16 protein-coding genes and 1 riboswitch are annotated in these 14,679 nt (G+C 71.6%); of the genes, 2 read left to right on the top strand and 14 right to left on the bottom strand.

Features of this window, described 5'->3' with window-relative positions:
* Nucleotides 1-2 precede the first annotated feature (2 nt).
* The 11 genes from ABT137_RS31005 to ABT137_RS31055 all read right to left on the bottom strand — a co-directional run bounded on the left by ABT137_RS31005 (nt 3) and on the right by ABT137_RS31055 (nt 10,509).
* Nucleotides 3-1,127, bottom strand: coding sequence for an LLM class flavin-dependent oxidoreductase (locus ABT137_RS31005; protein WP_351714419.1), 1,125 nt, complete (start codon nt 1,125-1,127; stop codon nt 3-5).
* Entirely contained in the window at nt 1,120-2,202 is a 1,083-nt protein-coding gene (locus ABT137_RS31010) for an LLM class flavin-dependent oxidoreductase (protein WP_351714420.1), read from the bottom strand. The genes ABT137_RS31005 and ABT137_RS31010 overlap by 8 nt, the downstream gene beginning before the upstream one ends.
* Entirely contained in the window at nt 2,199-3,572 is a 1,374-nt protein-coding gene (locus ABT137_RS31015) for an NtaA/DmoA family FMN-dependent monooxygenase (RefSeq protein ID WP_351714421.1), read from the bottom strand. Before ABT137_RS31015 ends, ABT137_RS31010 begins: the two co-directional genes overlap by 4 nt.
* Before the next feature lie 22 nt (nt 3,573-3,594).
* Nucleotides 3,595-4,812 carry an LLM class flavin-dependent oxidoreductase gene (locus tag ABT137_RS31020; protein WP_351714422.1) on the bottom strand — a complete coding sequence of 406 codons (1,218 nt, stop codon included), beginning with the start codon at nt 4,810-4,812 and terminating at the stop codon, nt 3,595-3,597.
* Between the two features lie 104 nt (nt 4,813-4,916).
* Nucleotides 4,917-5,012 carry a putative leader peptide gene (locus ABT137_RS31025; RefSeq protein ID WP_350785419.1) on the bottom strand — a complete coding sequence of 32 codons (96 nt, stop codon included), beginning with the start codon at nt 5,010-5,012 and terminating at the stop codon, nt 4,917-4,919.
* Between the two features lie 52 nt (nt 5,013-5,064).
* Entirely contained in the window at nt 5,065-5,811 is a 747-nt protein-coding gene (locus tag ABT137_RS31030; RefSeq protein WP_351714423.1) for a GNAT family N-acetyltransferase, read from the bottom strand.
* Between the two features lie 48 nt (nt 5,812-5,859).
* Entirely contained in the window at nt 5,860-6,885 is a 1,026-nt protein-coding gene (locus tag ABT137_RS31035) for a transporter substrate-binding domain-containing protein (RefSeq protein ID WP_351714424.1), read from the bottom strand.
* A 59-nt stretch (nt 6,886-6,944) separates the two neighbouring features.
* Nucleotides 6,945-7,733, bottom strand: a complete 789-nt coding sequence (locus ABT137_RS31040) for an amino acid ABC transporter ATP-binding protein (RefSeq protein ID WP_351714425.1) — start codon at nt 7,731-7,733, stop codon at nt 6,945-6,947.
* Entirely contained in the window at nt 7,730-8,713 is a 984-nt protein-coding gene (locus ABT137_RS31045) for an amino acid ABC transporter permease (protein ID WP_351714426.1), read from the bottom strand. Before ABT137_RS31045 ends, ABT137_RS31040 begins: the two co-directional genes overlap by 4 nt.
* A gap of 388 nt (nt 8,714-9,101) precedes the next feature.
* A riboswitch (SAM riboswitch) is annotated at nt 9,102-9,225 on the bottom strand.
* Nucleotides 9,226-9,302: 77 nt separating this feature from the next.
* A complete protein-coding gene (locus ABT137_RS31050; RefSeq protein ID WP_351714427.1) occupies nt 9,303-10,175 on the bottom strand; it encodes a glutathione S-transferase C-terminal domain-containing protein in 873 nt (290 codons plus the stop codon).
* A gap of 202 nt (nt 10,176-10,377) precedes the next feature.
* The gene (locus tag ABT137_RS31055) at nt 10,378-10,509 is read right to left on the bottom strand and encodes a hypothetical protein (RefSeq protein ID WP_351714428.1); all 132 of its coding nucleotides are present in this window, start codon (nt 10,507-10,509) and stop codon (nt 10,378-10,380) included.
* A gap of 160 nt (nt 10,510-10,669) precedes the next feature.
* On the opposite strand from ABT137_RS31055, the gene ABT137_RS31060 reads away from it, so the two are divergent.
* Together ABT137_RS31060 and ABT137_RS31065 are read left to right on the top strand one after the other, a co-directional pair.
* Nucleotides 10,670-10,927 carry a hypothetical protein gene (locus ABT137_RS31060; protein ID WP_351714429.1) on the top strand — a complete coding sequence of 86 codons (258 nt, stop codon included), beginning with the start codon at nt 10,670-10,672 and terminating at the stop codon, nt 10,925-10,927.
* Nucleotides 10,928-11,081: 154 nt separating this feature from the next.
* On the top strand, nt 11,082-11,894 hold the full coding sequence (locus ABT137_RS31065) for a hypothetical protein (RefSeq protein WP_351714430.1): 813 nt from the start codon (nt 11,082-11,084) through the stop codon (nt 11,892-11,894).
* A 1-nt stretch (nt 11,895) separates the two neighbouring features.
* On the opposite strand, the gene ABT137_RS31070 is transcribed toward ABT137_RS31065, so the two are convergent.
* The 3 genes from ABT137_RS31070 to ABT137_RS31080 form a co-directional block, all read right to left on the bottom strand.
* Complete coding sequence (locus tag ABT137_RS31070; protein WP_351714431.1) at nt 11,896-12,234, bottom strand: DUF2218 domain-containing protein; 339 nt, start codon at nt 12,232-12,234, stop codon at nt 11,896-11,898.
* Between the two features lie 185 nt (nt 12,235-12,419).
* On the bottom strand, nt 12,420-13,040 hold the full coding sequence (locus tag ABT137_RS31075; protein WP_351714432.1) for a hypothetical protein: 621 nt from the start codon (nt 13,038-13,040) through the stop codon (nt 12,420-12,422).
* Nucleotides 13,041-13,274: 234 nt separating this feature from the next.
* Nucleotides 13,275-14,642 carry an MFS transporter gene (locus ABT137_RS31080; protein WP_351714433.1) on the bottom strand — a complete coding sequence of 456 codons (1,368 nt, stop codon included), beginning with the start codon at nt 14,640-14,642 and terminating at the stop codon, nt 13,275-13,277.
* Between the last annotated feature and the right edge of the window lie 37 nt (nt 14,643-14,679).

A 14,679-nucleotide genomic window follows, 5' to 3' on the forward strand; every position in this document is an offset into this window, starting at 1 on the left:
CCTCAGCGCCGACGCCATTCCGCCGCGAGGAGTTCGTAGGAGCGGACGCGGTCGGCCTGGTCGTGGGTGATGGTGGTGATGAGCAGCTCGTCGGCGCCGGTGGCCTCCTGGAGCTGTTCCAGGCGGTCGGCGACGTGCTGCGGGCTGCCCACGAACTGGGTGTCGAGGCGGTCCTGGACCAGTTCCCGGTCCTCGTCCGTCCAGACGTGGGCGCGGGCCTCCTCGCGGGTGGGGAAGGGGATGGCTCCCTCGGCGGTGCGGATGCTGCGGACCCAGGGGCCGTAGCCGGTGGCGAGTTCGCGGGCGGTGGCGTCGTCCTCGGCGACCACGACGTCGGCGGAGACGCTGACGTACGGCTTGTCGAGGTCGTCGGAGGGCTGGAAGTACGCCCGGTATCCGTCCACCGCTTCCAGGACCGTGGCCGGGCTGACGTGGTAGTTGGCGGCGAAGCGCAGGCCCCGCTCGCCCGCGACCTGTGCGCTCTCGCCGCCGCTGCTGCCGAGGATCCACACCTCGACGTCGGCGCCTTCGCCGGGGACGATGTGGGCCTCGACGCCGTCCTCGGTGCGGTAGGTCCCGGCGATCAGCGCGAGGATGTCGTCGATCTGTTCGGCGTAGTCCTGGGACTCGGCGTTCGGCAGCAGGAGCAGCTTGCGGTGGAGCGCGAACCGCGGCGAGCCGAGGAGACGGGTGAAGGAGAAGCGGGGCGGGACGACCAGGCCGTTGGGGGCCCGGCCGTCGACCACCGGGGTCGTCGTCGGCGCGGCCGCCTTCTCCGCGGGCGGGCGGCCGCCGGAGCGGCCCAGGCCCAGGTCGAGGCGGCCCGGGTACACGGCGTCGAGGAGGCCGAACTCCTCGACCGTCGACAGCGCCGTGCGGTGTCCGAGCTGTACGGCGCCGGAGCCGAGCCGGATCGTGGAGGTCGCGGCGGCGGTCAGCGCCAGGACCACCGCGGGGGAGGTGCCGGCCACCCCCGGGTTGAGGTGGTGCTCGGCGAACCAGTAGCGGGCGTAGCCGAACTCCTCGGTGCGCTGCGCGAGTTCGACGGAGTTGCGGAGGGCGTCGGCGGCGGTGGCACCGCTCGGTATCGGCACCAGGTCGAGGACGCCGAGGGGGATGTCAGACATGGGCGGGCTCCTCGGCGGCCGGGTGGACAGGTGCCCACGGGAAGGGCGGGTCGGGGATGTCCTTGCGCAGCACCGGGGCCACCGCCGACTGGAACAGCTCCAGCGAGTCGCGGTGCTGAATGTCCGTCAGCCCGCCCGCGTCGGCGTGCAGATGCAGGACCGAGTGCCCCAACTGTTCGTGGTAGCGGTGCACTTTCTCGATGACCTGCTGCGGACTGCCGATCAGCGCCGAGCTGCGCTCGACGAAGTCCTCCAGGGTCTCGAAGACGACCGGCAGTCCGGCCCGGCGGAAGAAGGCCAGGTTCGCCTCGAACAGCGGGCGGTAGGCGGCCAGCGCCTGCTGGCTGGTGGGCGCCACCAGGAGGCCCGCCGTACCCGCGCCGACCGCGATGCCCGCCGGGTCGTGGCCGTAGTGCGCCCAGCGTTCCCGGTAGTACCGGACCAACTCGGCATACGGCTCTATGGGGTTGGTGACGTTCGCGGAGAACAGCGGGTCGCCGTGGCGGGCCGCGAGGTCGACGGACTCCTTGCTGGTGGCGCTGCCGTGCCAGACCCGGACCGGCCGCTGGTAGGGACGCGGCCAGACCTCGGCGTCCGTCAGCTCGGGCCGGAACCGGGTCTTCGCCGTGACCTTGTCCTGCCGCCACAGCTGCCGGAACACCTCGTAGCTCTCCGCGTTGCGGTCCCACTGGTCCTCGGGCGTGACATGGAACAGCTCGCGCTGGGCGGAGCCGTTGCCCTTGCCGATGATCAGGTCGAGGCGGCCCTCGGAGAGGTGGTCGAGGGTGGCGTAGTCCTCGTACGCCCGGACGGGGTCCAGCAGGCTCAGCGTGGTCACCGCGGTGAACAGCCGGATGCGCCGGGTGAGCGCGGCGACATGGCTGAGCACCACGGTGGGCGAGGAGGAGATGAACGGGCGCTCGTGCCGCTCCCCCACCCCGAAGCCGTCGAAGCCCAGTTCCTCGGCGAGCACGGCGTTGTCGAGGACCTCGCGGAACCGGTCGTGGGTGGACTTCTGTCTCCCCGTGACCGGATCCGGGCGGTGCACGATCAGGGTGATCGCCAGGAACTTCACGAGGCCACCCGCTCGCTCCGCTTCTCGTCCGGGTGGGCGAGGCCCAGGTGGTCGCGCAGGGTGGTGCCCTCGTACTCGGTACGGAAGACGCCCTGCTCCTGGAGGAGCGGTACGACGGTGTCGGCGAAGGCGTCGAGGCCGCCGGGGGTGATGTGCGGGACCAGGATGAAGCCGTCGGAGACGTCGGCCTGCACGAAGTCGTTGATGGTGCGGGCGACGGTGGCCGGGGAGCCGACGAAGGTCTGCCGGTTGCCGGTGTTGATCACGAGGTCGCGGATGGACCACTTGTTGGCCTCGGCGAGCTCGCGCCACTCACGGGCGATGGCGACCGGGTCGCGGTACATCCGGACCTGGGCGCGGCCCCGGGAGATGTGCTCCTCGCCGACCAGCGGGTCCACGTCGGGCAGCGGGCCCTCCGGGTCGTACGACGACAGGTCCCGGTTCCAGACGAACTCCAGGTGCTTGAGGGCCGTCGCACCGCTGACCTGCTGGCGGCGCACCTGGTGGGCGATCTCCTCGGCCTCCGCGTCGGTGTCGCCGAGGACGAAGCTGGCGGCGGGCAGGATCAGCAGGTCCTCGGGGCGGCGGCCGTACTTGGCGAGGCGGGACTTCACGTCGGTGTAGAAGGCCTGGCCGGCGTCGAGGGTGGCGTACCGGCTGAAGATCGCGTCGGCACCGGAGGCGGCGAACTCGCGGCCCTCGTCGGACTCGCCGGCCTGGAAGATCACCGGGCGGCCCTGCGGGGAGCGCGGCACGTTGAACTGGCCGTGGATGTCGAACTGGGGGCCCTTGTGCACGAAGGAGCCGGCCCTGGCGTCGCTCAGGAAGGTGCCGGTGGCCTGGTCGGCGAGGATCTCGTCGCCGTGCCAGGAGTCGAAGAGCTCGTTCGCGGTGGCGAGGAACTCCTTGGCGCGGGAGTAGCGCTCGTCCTGGGGCAGGAAGCCGCCGCGTCGGAAGTTCTCGCCGGTGAAGGCGTCCCAGGAGGTGACCACGTTCCAGGCGGCCCGGCCGCCGGAGAGGTGGTCGAGGCTGGCGAACTGGCGGGCCACCTCGTAGGGCTCGTTGAAGGTGGAGTTGATGGTGCCGGTCAGCCCGAGGTGGTCGGTGACGGCGGCCAGCGCGGCGAGGACGGTGAAGGTGTCGGGGCGGCCGACCACGTCCAGGTCGTATATCTTCCCGCCCTGTTCGCGCAGCCTCAGGCCCTCGGCGAGGAACAGGAAGTCGAACCTGGCGCGTTCGGCGGTCTTCGCGAAGTGCGTGAAGGAGCTGAACTCGATGTGGCTGCCGGCGGCCGGGTCGCTCCACACGGTGGTGTTGTTGACGCCGGGGAAGTGCGCGGCCAGGTGGATCTGCTTCAGGGGCTTGCTCATGTCGGTGCGGGGTCCTTCCGGCTCAGGCGGTGGCAGCGGCGGCGTAGCGGTTGGCGGGGCGGGCGAGCCCGAGCAGGCCGCGCAGGGTGTCGGCCTCGTAGGCGGTGCGGAAGCGGCCGCGGCGCTGGAGTTCGGGGACCAGGTCCCCGGTGATGCGCGGCAGGTCGTGGCCGAGCACGGCGGGCCGCAGCCGGAACCCGGTGAGGCCCTCGGCGGCGAACTCCTCAAGAAGATCGGCGAGTTGAGCGGCCGTTCCGGTGAAGATCCGGGCATCGCTGGTGTATTCGCCGCCGTCGAGGGCGTCGAGGCGTTCCTTGCGGGCGGCGGCCGCGGCCGGGTCGTCGTCGAGGAAGACCACCAGGTCGCCGAAGACGTGCACGGTGTCGCCGGCCCGTCCGGCGGCCTCCTGCTCGGCGCGGATCTCGGCGACGATCGCGCGGGCGTCGGCGCCGTCCTGCGGGGTGACGTAGCCGACGTCGGTCTGCCGGGCGATCAGCCGGTAGGGGACGGTCTGGTGGCCGAGGGCGGTGACGAGCGGCTGGCCCTGCGGCGGGCGCGGGGTGATGGAGGGGCCCTTGACGCTGAAGTGCCGGCCCTCGAAGTCGATGTAGTGCAGCTTGTCCCGGTCGACGAAGCGGCCGGTGGCGGCGTCCCGGATCTCGGCGTCGTCCTCCCAGCTGTCCCAGAGCCTGCGTACGGCCTCGACGTGGTCGGCGGCCTCGTCGAAGTGCTCGGTGAGCCGCTGCTGCCCGGCCGGGGACCGCAGTTCCGCCAGGTCGACCGGCGGGAAGGTACGCCGGCCGAAGTGGTCCGCCTCGTGCGGACGGGCGGAGATCTGCACCCGCACCCCGGCGCGGCCGGTGCTGACGTAGTCCAGGGTGGCGATCGCCTTGGAGATGTGGAACGGCTCGGTGTGGGTGGCGATCACCGTCGGCACCAGGCCGATGTGGTGGGACAGCGGCGCGATCCGGGACGCGATCAGGACGGCGTCCAGGCGGCCGCGGACCTGGTCGGTGCGGCCGTCGAGCTCGCCGTAGTGCGAGGACTGCAGGCCGAGGCCGTCCTCGATGGTGACGAAGTCGAGGAGACCGCGCTCGGCCTCGGCGGTCAGGTCGGCCCAGTAGCCGGCGGTGAACAGCTCACGGGGGCGGGCGACCGGCTCGCGCCAGGAGGCGGGATGCCAGCCGGTGCCGTCCAGGGCGACGGCGAGGTGCAGGTGGGAAGCGGGATATGAGGACACAGTGGTGCCTTCCTGAAGGTCCGTACGCGGGCGCGCCGGAGACGGGGGCGCGAGCGGGCGAGCGCAGCGAGATGGGGGTCCCCCGGCCGAAGGCTGGGGGATGGTCAGGAACAACAGAGCGCGCCGGCCACGCGCTGCAGGTCGATGTGCGGCCGGGAGTGCAGGACGGTGCGGCGGCTGGGGCTGAGGACACGTGTCACGTCCCGCACCTCCCCGTTCTCCGGGCCTGCTCCGCGTACATCTCGTCGTGACTCACAACAGACCGGCGTTCGTGGTTGTTCCCGGGCTGCGCAGCAGCAGGGTGCGGCCGCGCAGCCGCTCGGTGAAGCCGATCGACTCGTAGAGCCGGATCGCGTTCGCGTTGCCCGGCGCCGCGTGCAGGAACGGGGTGTCGCCGCGTTCCCGGATGCCGGCCGCGACCGCGCGGACGAGGCGGGTGGCCAGGCCACGGCCCCGGTGCTCCGGGTCGGTGCAGACGGCGCTGATCTCCGTCCAGCCGGGCAGCCGCAGCCTCTCCCCCGCCATGGCGACGAGCCGTCCCCGGTGGCGGATGCCGAGATAGGCGCCCATCTCGACGGTCCGCTTGCGAAACGGGCCGGGCTCGGTACGGGCGACCAGGTCCAGCATCTCGGGCACGTCGTCCGGCCCGAGCCGTACGGCTTCGGGGGCAGGCTCGGCCCGCAGTGCCGTGTCCACGAACTGGACGCCGATCCCGCCGCCGACCACCTCCCAGCCGGGCGGTGCCACCTCGACCGGCTTGACCTTCACGGTCGTTCCCGGGCCGACGAGCGTGCGCAGGTCGGCCCAGGCGGCCGGGTCGGTGGAGTCGGCGACGGCCGCGTAGGCGTAGACGTCGTCGGGGTAGCGGGCGGCCCGGCCCATACGCTCGGCAAGGTGGGCGTGCGGGCCGGTGAGGGCCGACCAGACGGCGTTGTCGAGCGGGGACGTATCGGGTGCGAGCGGGGCCCCGCCTCCGTGGAGGTCGGTCTGGAGGGTCACGGAGGCGCGGTCCTTTCTCGCCTTGCGGTGTTGCTTCTTGACAGGTGGTCAGGAGTTGTCGAGCGGCAGTCCGGGCGGGTTGACCTCGGACTTGGCGACGGCCTCGTTGGAGAGGTTGTAGGCCTTGAGCCACTCGGCGTACTGGCCGTTCTCGATCAGGTAGTTGATGGCGTCGGCGAGCGGCTTGGCGAGGCCGCTGTCCTTCTTCGCGGTGGCCGCGATCAGGCCCTGGAGGCTGGCGCCCGCGCCGGAGTAGGTGCCCGCGGTGCGGGTGGCGTTGGGCGTGTTCGCGGTCTGCTTGTTGTGGTACGCGATGCCGGGGTTGGGGCCGAGGTAGGCGTCGATCTTGCCGCTGGACAGGGCCAGGTAGACGCTGTTGCTGTCCTGGAAGTACTTGACGGTGAGCTTCTTGCTCTCGCTCTCCAGCTTCTTCTTCCACTCCAGGAGGATCTTCTCCTGGTTGGTGCCGGCGCTCACGGAGACGGTCTTGCCGGCGAGGTTCTCGTAGTTGCCGTCGAAGTTCCAGGTGCTCTTCTTCGGCACGGTGAAGGCGAGGTTGTCCTGCCGGTAGGAGGCGAACTCGTACTTCTTCTTGCGCTCCTCGGTGTCGGTGACGTTGGAGAAGGCCACGTCGACCTTGCCGCTGTCGATACCGACGAACATGTTCTCCCAGGTGGCGTTCTGGATCTCGGGCTTGAGGCCGAAGACCGCGGCGACCAGGCGGCCGAGGTCGGGCTCGGAGCCCGTGAGGGTCTTCTGGTCACTGCCCACGAAGGCCAGCGGCGGGAACCCGGCGGGCAGGGCGCCCTCGCCGATGACCAGCTTGCCGCTCTTCTTGACGGAGTCGGGCAGTTCGGCGCTGATGGACTTGACCTCGGAGACCTTGATCGTGGTCTGGGTGGCGGCGCCGTTGGAGACCTGTCCGACGACGACCTCGCCGGTCTTCGCGGCGGCCGTGGTGGTGGCCGCGTCGCTGTCGCCCCCGCAGGCGGCGAGCCCGGTGGCGAGGGAGGCGACGGCGGTCGCCGCGGTGATGCCTCTGAGCAGGCTGCGTCGGGTGAGGAGCGTGGGCATGGCTGTCCTTCGTGTTGCGGTGAAAGGTGCGGTGAAAGGTGCAGTGAAAGGGGGGTGGTTCAGAGGACCTTGCTGAGGAAGTCCCTGGTCCGCTCGTGGCGCGGGTTGTCGAGAACCTCGGAGGGCGGGCCCTGCTCGACGATCCGGCCACCGTCGATGAAGACGACCCGGTCGGCGATCTCGCGGGCGAAGCCGATCTCGTGGGTGACGATGACGAGGGTGGTGCCGCTGGTCGCCAGGTCCTTGATGACGGCGAGGACCTCACCGACGAGTTCGGGGTCCAGGGCGGAGGTGGGCTCGTCGAAGAGGATCACGCCGGGGCGCAGGGCGAGCGCGCGGGCGATGGCCACGCGCTGCTGCTGGCCGCCGGAGAGCTGCCGGGGGTAGGCGCCGACGCGCTCGCCGAGGCCGACCCGCTCCAGGAGTTCCTTGGCCAGGGCCTGGGCCGCGGGCTTGCTGAGCTTCCCGGTGGCGGCCGGGGCGGCGGCCACGTTGTCCAGCACGGTCAGGTGCGGGAAGAGGTTGAAGTTCTGGAAGACGAAGCCGATCCGGCCGCGCTGGGCCAGGATGGCGCGCTCGCTCAGTTCCTTCAGCCGGTCGCCGTGCCGCTTCACGCCGATCGGCTCGCCGTTGATGCTGACGTGGCCGCGCTCGGGCTTCTCCAGGTGGTTGATCACCCTGAGGAGGGTGGACTTGCCGGAGCCGGACGGGCCGAGGACGACGGTGACCTCGCCGGGGCGGATGGTCAGGTCGATGCCGTCGAGGACGCGGTGGGTGCCGTACCACTTGTGGACGCCGTGGATCTCCAGGGCGGCGGGGGCCGTCTCCAGGGTGTCGGTGGTGGTCATACCGCGGCCTCCCGGCGGATGCGGGCGCGCAGGTCGGTGAGGCCGGCGCGGAGTTTCTGGAGGGGGGTCGGGGGCAGCGTGCGGGTGGCGCCGCGGGCGTAGTACCGCTCCACGTAGAACTGGATCACGGAGACGACGCTGGTCAGGATCAGGTACCAGACGGTCACCACGAGGAGCAGCGGCACGATGTCCCCGGGGTAGGTGGAGCCCATGCTCTGGGCGGAGCCGAACAGGTCGAGCAGCGAGACGTAGAAGACCAGCGAGGTGCTCTTGATCAGGCCGATCAGCTGGTTGACGTAGTTCGGGGTGATCGACCTGAGCGCCTGCGGGAACACGATCTTCCGGAACTGGTAGCCCTTGGGCAGACCGAGTGCGGCGGCCGCCTCGTGCTGGCCCTGGTCCACGGAGAGGATGCCGCCGCGGACCACCTCGGCCGCGTAGGCGGCCTCGTTGAGGCTGAGGCCGATGACGGCGACGACCATGTCGGTGGCGAGCTTCGACTCGTCGAAGGAGAAGAAGGCGGGCCCGAAGGGGACGCCGACGCTCAACGTCTTGTACAGGGCGCTGAAGTTGTAGAGGAACAGCAGGACCACGATGAGCGGGATGGAACGCAGCGCCCACACGTAGGTCCAGCTGACCGCGCGCAGCACGGGGCTCTTCGAGAGCCGGGCCAGGGCGAGCAGGATGCCGCCGAGGAGGCCCAGCACCGCACTGTAGGCGGTGACTTCGAGGGTGATGACCAGACCGTCGAGAATCGTCGGCCGGAGGAACCAGTAGCCGAAGCGGTCCCACTGGTAGAAGGGGTTGGTCACCAGTCCGTGCACGAACTGGACGGCCAGGACCAGGACGACGGCGGTGGCGATCCACCGTCCCGGCCTGCGCAGCGGAAGAACGCGCTGTGCCGCGAGGGTTTCTGACGGTTCGTCGGCGGCGGGGGGTGCCTCGGGGGCGGCGATCGTGGCGCCTGGGGGTTCACTCATGGCGGGCTCCGGCGGAGTCGGACACCCACGTGTCCCACGGCGGGGGCCGCGCACCGGGCCGCGTTCGGGCACGGCGCGGTGCGCGGGGGCGCGCGGGGCACGGGGCTGGGCGGACGGCGGCACACCGGACGGCCGGTGTTTCGACGGGGACGCTGGGGTGCGGAGCTGCGGGAAACCGGCGGGAAGGCCTGGTCAGACCCGGCAGCGGGCACAGCCCGGTGCGGTACACGCGCTACACAGGGCGCTGTTGACACGGAGCAGGTCGACGGCACGGTCGGCGACGAGCGGGCTCGGGTACGGGCGTACGCAGCCCTCGGCGCGGCGCTGGGCCGTCCTGGAAGCTGCGTACATGTCCGTCACCTGTCACTGTCGTGCCGGCCCCGGGGGGGCCTCGCGCTTACCGAATCGTCGCTTGCCGAAACGTCGTCGGTCCGGTCGTCACCTGGGGCACCCCACCGCGATGCGAGGGTTGCCGGTCAGCAAGCCAGGGCTTGATGCTGACGCTCATGACCGTTCTGGTCCGTAAGTAACGCAGTTGCCCGAACGAATGTCAACGCCTGTCCGACTGGCGAAACGGTTCGGGCCGCTCTCACCTGCGCGGAGAGCCGGGAGCGTCCGCCGCGTGGCCCGCCCAGTCCAGGATCTGGACGGCCGCGCCGGCGGCCTCCAGGCCCTGGCAACGGCCGTGGTGGCGGCGGGCGATGCCGTCGAGGTCGAGGTGGGTGCCGAAGGCCGGGTGGGCGGCCAGCCGTCGGGCATAGGCCCACAGCACCGGGTGGCCGGCGATGGCGTGCACGGCGGCGGCGTCCAGGTGGTTGCGGTGCACGGTGTCGAGTTGCACCAGCGTCACCCACAACTCGATGTCGGCGGCCGTGAGTTGCCCGCCGACCAGGAACTCGACCCCGGTCAGCCGGCGCTCCAGCTCGTCCAGGGCGGCGAGCAGCACCTCCAGCGCCTCCGGGTCGCCGCCCGCACGCCCGGCGCGCTGTGCGGCCTGCTCGATGTCCTCGGCGCACAGCCGCTCGACGGCCTCGATCTCGGCCTCGGCACCGCACGGGTAGAGCCGGGCGACGCCGTCACCGAAGTGCTGGTCCAGGTCGCGCAGGATGTCCCGGCTGTGGGTGCTGACGATACGGCCGGACCAGCCGTCGCTGAACACCGGCGCGAGGGCCGGTCCCGAGTAGCGGTGCGCGCTGGCCTCGTACAGCGGGCGCAGTACCGCGTGGCTGCCGTCGGGACAGTCCGGGACGGCGGGCAGGAAGGTGACCGGACAACAGTCGTCCAGGGCCAGCAGGCTGTGGCCGACGGCGATCCGGAGGCCGTCGGGACACGCGGTGGACAGGTGCAGCCGGTAGCGGCGCGGCACGGCGTAGTGGCCGCTGCGCGCGTCGCGGCCGATGCGGCCCCGGAAGGCGGGGGCGGTGCGGACGGACGGCAGGGCGGCGAGTGGAGTGATGGACATGCGTCTCCCCGGAGGCGGGCGGGCGCGCGGACGTACGCGCGGCGGAAGCGTTCGTCGGTGGGTTCTCGGCGAGCGGTGGCCCGGTGAGCCGTGGCTCTGCGAGCGGTGGCCCGGTGAGCCGTGGCTCTGCGAGCGGTGGCTCGGCGGGCCGTGGTGAGTCCCGGCAGGTGGGCGCCCGGCTCGTACGGCCGGGATCGGTCGCTCAGCTTCTGCGGCCGGTGGCGCCGCACATCCGCAGCAGGTCGATGTGGCGGCGGGAGGTGAGCAGGGGAGCTGTCCAGGGCGCGGGGCTCTCGCGGCGCTGTCTGCCGGTGAGCGTGCGCAGGCGACCCATCTTTCCCTACCTTTTCACTAGGATTACCACCTGGAGTGTCGATCGGCCTCCGCCCGGCGTCAAGGGGGCGTCCACGCCTGGGACACCCGGCCCCGACTTGCCGCCGGCGGGCAGGAGCGGTGCGCTGGTGGCGGAGGCCGAGTGACAGGAGCCGGAGCCCATGCACGAGCCCCCGGGTCCCGGGCCGGTGCCGGGTGCCGTGCCCGAGACCTTCGCGTTCCGCTGCGGGCGGTGCGGCCACGGCTGGGAGGCCACCTTCCAAGCGGTGTTCTTCACCGACCCGGTCGCCGATCCGGAGCTGCAGACCACCCTGGAGTACGTCGACGAGGCCGGCCGGGCCGTGCCGTCGCCGCTCACGGACGCGGTGTGCCCGCGCTGCGGCAGTCGGCGGGTGCGGATCACGGCGGCCGGGTCATGACGCTCACCCGAATGGCACGTGCGGGTGGTCGGTGCTCGTGGCCGGTGGTGGCGTGGAGGGACGCACCGACGTCGTCCGGCGTCGTCCGGCGGAAGGGGCGCGCACCGGCGCCGTCCGCCCAGTGACGTACCGCGTTCCCGAGGAGGCAGTCGCGATGACCCGTCCGTCCCGACCCGCGCGTGTGCTCGCCACGGCCCTGGCGGCGGGGACCCTGCTCGCCACGGCGGTGGCCTGTTCGGACGGCAGCGGCTCCCCCGAGGCCGCGGCCGTCTCCCCCGCCGCCGAGCGCTCCCCGGCCCCGTCGCGCACTCCCACCCTCACCGGCCCCGGGGCGCAGGCCGCGCTGATCACGCCGGCCGACATCGAGGACGACTGGCAGCTGGCCAACGACGCCGCCACCTGGCGCAACCAGATGCTGGTCGGGAAGGTCGACGTCGCCGACTTCCTCACCGCCAAGTCCGACGCGGCCGACTGCCAGCGGCTGCTGGACAGCCTCTACTCCGACACCCTGCTGGGCCGCGCCACCGGCGCCTCCGGGCTGCGCGGCTTCACCTCGGAGGACTCCCGGCTGCTGTACCAGGTGGGGGACTACGGCCAGGCCGCCATGGACGCCACCATCAAGTGGCTGAAGAACCTCCCCACGGAGTGCAACCAGTTCTCGGCCACCGCCTCGGACGGCAGCAAGCGGACCGTGCAGGTCGTCGAGTACAAGGAGCCGCCCAAGGCGGGCGACGCGCTGGCGGCGCTCACGGTCACCGTCCAGGGCACCTCGAACGGGCAGCCCGCCACGACCACCCTGGACGTCGCGGTGCTGCGCGTCGGCGCCTCCGGGGCCGCGGTCACCAACGGCGGCCTCTCGGGCGCCGACCACGACAGCACCGCCCTGGCCGTGCAGAACGGCGCCAAGCGCCTCAAGGAAGTGCTGTCCGGCAAGACCCCGGCACCGCTGCCGAGCCAGTTCGACTAGATCAATGGGGCATCGGCTCCTCGGAGTTGCGCTGAGTGGTGCCCGGCTCCCCGTTGTCGCGGTGCCAGGCGACGACGAGTTCGTCACGGGTGCCGAAACGGACCAGGTGCCGGCCGACGACACCTTCCAGGACGTCGAGGTTCTCGGGGTCCGTCTCCACGGTCAGCAGCAGAGCGCCCTCGGTCGCGGTGAGGGTGCCGGTGCCGTTCTGGAAGACGATGCCGCCGGTGCCCGCCTCCTCGTCCCAGCTGGTCTGCGAGCGGCGGCCGAGGTGCGAGGCGAGCTGCTTGGCGTAACGGGCGGGGCGGTCGGTGGGAACGCGGGCTTCGGAGCGGGCCATCTGGGACTCCCGGTGGTGCGGGGCGGGCATGCGGTGACGCGGTCACGCTACGTCGGGGCACGGGGTCCGGTGCCGTACCCGGGGCCGCAAACTATGCATGCCGGTCCTGTCACCTGACGCCGTCGGAAACCGTGGCACCCGCCCGGAAACCCTCCCCGCAACCGCAACCGGCGGTCCACTCGCGACTACTCGTACCCGACGACCTTGAAGTCCTGGTCGACGAAGACGTGGTGCGGCCAGTTGACGCTGATGTTGTGCACCTCGTACTCGCCGTCGTCCAGTTGCACGACACGGTCGTTGACACCGCCGGGGACGACGGTCTGCGCGGCCTTGACGGCCTTGTCCGCCGTAACTCCGCTGATGATCGTGCCTTCGCCCTCGGTGTAGTCCGGGATCCGGCCGACCGACTTCGCCGGTGACGGGGTTCCCTGCTGGAAGGGGATCACCCCCGCCGCTTCGGCGGCCGCCACCCCGCCGTCGCCGTGGCGTTGCACGACGACCCGGGACGGGGTGATGGTCGCGCTGTCCACCGTCCCCAGGACGAGCACACTGGCGCCCGCCCGCACGGCCGCGGCGGAGCTGCCGACGGTCTTCGTCGCCGGGGTCTCGGCCACGGTCACCTCGACGCCCGTCGCCGTCGACATGGTGAAACCCGACGCGGATGTGGAGTCGACGATGCCGGTCGACCCGCCCTCGGCCGGACCGGACGCGGGGGCCGCCGAGGCGGTCGTGCCGCCCAGGGTGACGGCCATCAGCGCACCGGTCAGCCCGGTGGCCACGATCCATTTCCTGCTGTGCGCGGTCATGGTGACACTTCCTTCGCGTGGGGGAACTGCCAACGAGCTTGCGATCCGTTCCTTTCGACGTGCTCATCCGCGCCTTAAGACATCCTGAGATTTGGACTGGACCAACCCTCGCGTTGCCTGGTTTCGGCACGCTCACCTTGACGCACTTTCGCGTCACGCCACCGTCTGAGACGGACGGGAGGCCCCGCGGGCGCTCGCGCGCGGGGCCTCCGTATGGGGTTGTCGAGACGGGTGTCAGCCGTTCGCCGGCCCGCGCGCCGCCCGCGCCGCCTGCGCGAGGTCCAGGTCCGTGGTCTCCGGGGCCAGGAACTGGGAGACCAGGCCGCCGAGTGCGAGCACCCCGGCGCCGACGAGGAGCACGAACTCGACTCCGAACCGGTCGAGGCCCATCGGCAGCAGGAAGGTGCCGACGGCCGCGCCGACCCTGCTCATCGCGGTGGCGAAGCCGACGCCCGTGGCGCGCAGGGAGGTGGGGAACACCTCCAGCGGGTAGACGGCGGTGAGCGCGCTGGACGCCGCGTTGAGGAAGATGAAGAAGAGGAAGCCGCCCACGATGACGGGCGTCGAGTGCGGCCACACCGCGACCAGCGCCAGGCAGACGGCGGTGATCCAGAACGGCGGGATCAGCAGCCGGCGGCGGCCGATGCGGTCCACGACCAGGCAGCCGGCCGTGACACCGGCGACCGCGGTGAACGAGTAGACGAGCAACGCCGCGACCGCGTTGTCGCCCATGTCGAGGGCGTCGAAGACCTGCGTCCAGAACGTGCCGATGGCGAAGTACGGCAGCACCAGGGCCGCCCAGAAGACGCTCGCGAACACCGTGCTGCGAAGGTGGTCCTTGCTGAACAGCGCCCAGAACCCGTCCTGTCCGGTCGCGCTCCGCTCGTCGAGTTCGGCGTCGACGTCGATCTCGATGCCGTACCTCTCGATCAGCGCCTCGGCCTCCTCCCGGCGGCCCTTGCTCAGCAGCCAGCGCGCCGACTCGGGGATGCCGCCCCGCAGCGACACGCACACCACCGCGATGACAGCGCTGCTGGCCAGGGACCAGCGCCAGCCGCCGTCGACGTCCGCGAACAGGGCGCCGACGACCGTGGCGAGTGCGTAGCCGACGTACCAGCTGATCTCCAGGCTCGCCAGCAATCGGCCCCGGCCCTGCTTCGGGGCGTACTCGGACAGGAGCGGGGCACCGATGGCGTACTCGCCGCCGATCGCGACCCCCATCAGCAGCCGGATCAGGAAGAGCTGGAGCCCGTCGGTGACGAAGAACTGGAGGACCGAGCCGACCAGGAAGATCAGCATGTCGGCGAGGAACACCGGGCGGCGGCCGAAACGGTCGGCGAGCCGGCCGAAGAGCGGGCCGCCGATGAAGATGCCGATCAGCGGGGAGGCGCCGACCAGTCCCTCCATGAGGGTGGAGAGGTGCAGGTCGGCGGTGAGTGCGGTCATCGCCATACCGATGCCGCCGATGATGTACCCGTCGATGCCCTCGCCTATCTGGGTGGCGAGCTTCAGCTTCGTCTGCAGGCGGCGGCGTTCGCGGGCGCGGTCGGCGGACACTTCCGGAGTGCCGGGCGGTTGCTGGGTCGCAGGCGTCATTGCCATGAGCGGTCCTCGGGGTGAGCGGGTGAGCGGTGAGCGG

This window comes from Streptomyces sp. NPDC001980, assembly GCF_040296885.1.
Lineage (GTDB): Bacteria > Actinomycetota > Actinomycetes > Streptomycetales > Streptomycetaceae > Streptomyces.

What these genes read in the sequence shown, in the direction of transcription:
- ABT137_RS31075 (WP_351714432.1), bottom strand. Translation starts at nt 13,040, where the DNA reads ATGACCGCGCACAGCAGGAAATGGATCGTGGCCACCGGGCTGACCGGT.
- ABT137_RS31080 (WP_351714433.1), bottom strand. Translation starts at nt 14,642, where the DNA reads ATGGCAATGACGCCTGCGACCCAGCAACCGCCCGGCACTCCGGAAGTG.
- ABT137_RS31060 (WP_351714429.1), top strand. Translation starts at nt 10,670, where the DNA reads ATGCACGAGCCCCCGGGTCCCGGGCCGGTGCCGGGTGCCGTGCCCGAG.
- ABT137_RS31015 (WP_351714421.1), bottom strand. Translation starts at nt 3,572, where the DNA reads ATGAGCAAGCCCCTGAAGCAGATCCACCTGGCCGCGCACTTCCCCGGC.
- ABT137_RS31065 (WP_351714430.1), top strand. Translation starts at nt 11,082, where the DNA reads ATGACCCGTCCGTCCCGACCCGCGCGTGTGCTCGCCACGGCCCTGGCG.
- ABT137_RS31040 (WP_351714425.1), bottom strand. Translation starts at nt 7,733, where the DNA reads ATGACCACCACCGACACCCTGGAGACGGCCCCCGCCGCCCTGGAGATC.
- ABT137_RS31050 (WP_351714427.1), bottom strand. Translation starts at nt 10,175, where the DNA reads ATGTCCATCACTCCACTCGCCGCCCTGCCGTCCGTCCGCACCGCCCCC.
- ABT137_RS31005 (WP_351714419.1), bottom strand. Translation starts at nt 1,127, where the DNA reads ATGTCTGACATCCCCCTCGGCGTCCTCGACCTGGTGCCGATACCGAGC.
- ABT137_RS31045 (WP_351714426.1), bottom strand. Translation starts at nt 8,713, where the DNA reads ATGAGTGAACCCCCAGGCGCCACGATCGCCGCCCCCGAGGCACCCCCC.
- ABT137_RS31070 (WP_351714431.1), bottom strand. Translation starts at nt 12,234, where the DNA reads ATGGCCCGCTCCGAAGCCCGCGTTCCCACCGACCGCCCCGCCCGTTAC.
- ABT137_RS31035 (WP_351714424.1), bottom strand. Translation starts at nt 6,885, where the DNA reads ATGCCCACGCTCCTCACCCGACGCAGCCTGCTCAGAGGCATCACCGCG.
- ABT137_RS31055 (WP_351714428.1), bottom strand. Translation starts at nt 10,509, where the DNA reads ATGGGTCGCCTGCGCACGCTCACCGGCAGACAGCGCCGCGAGAGCCCC.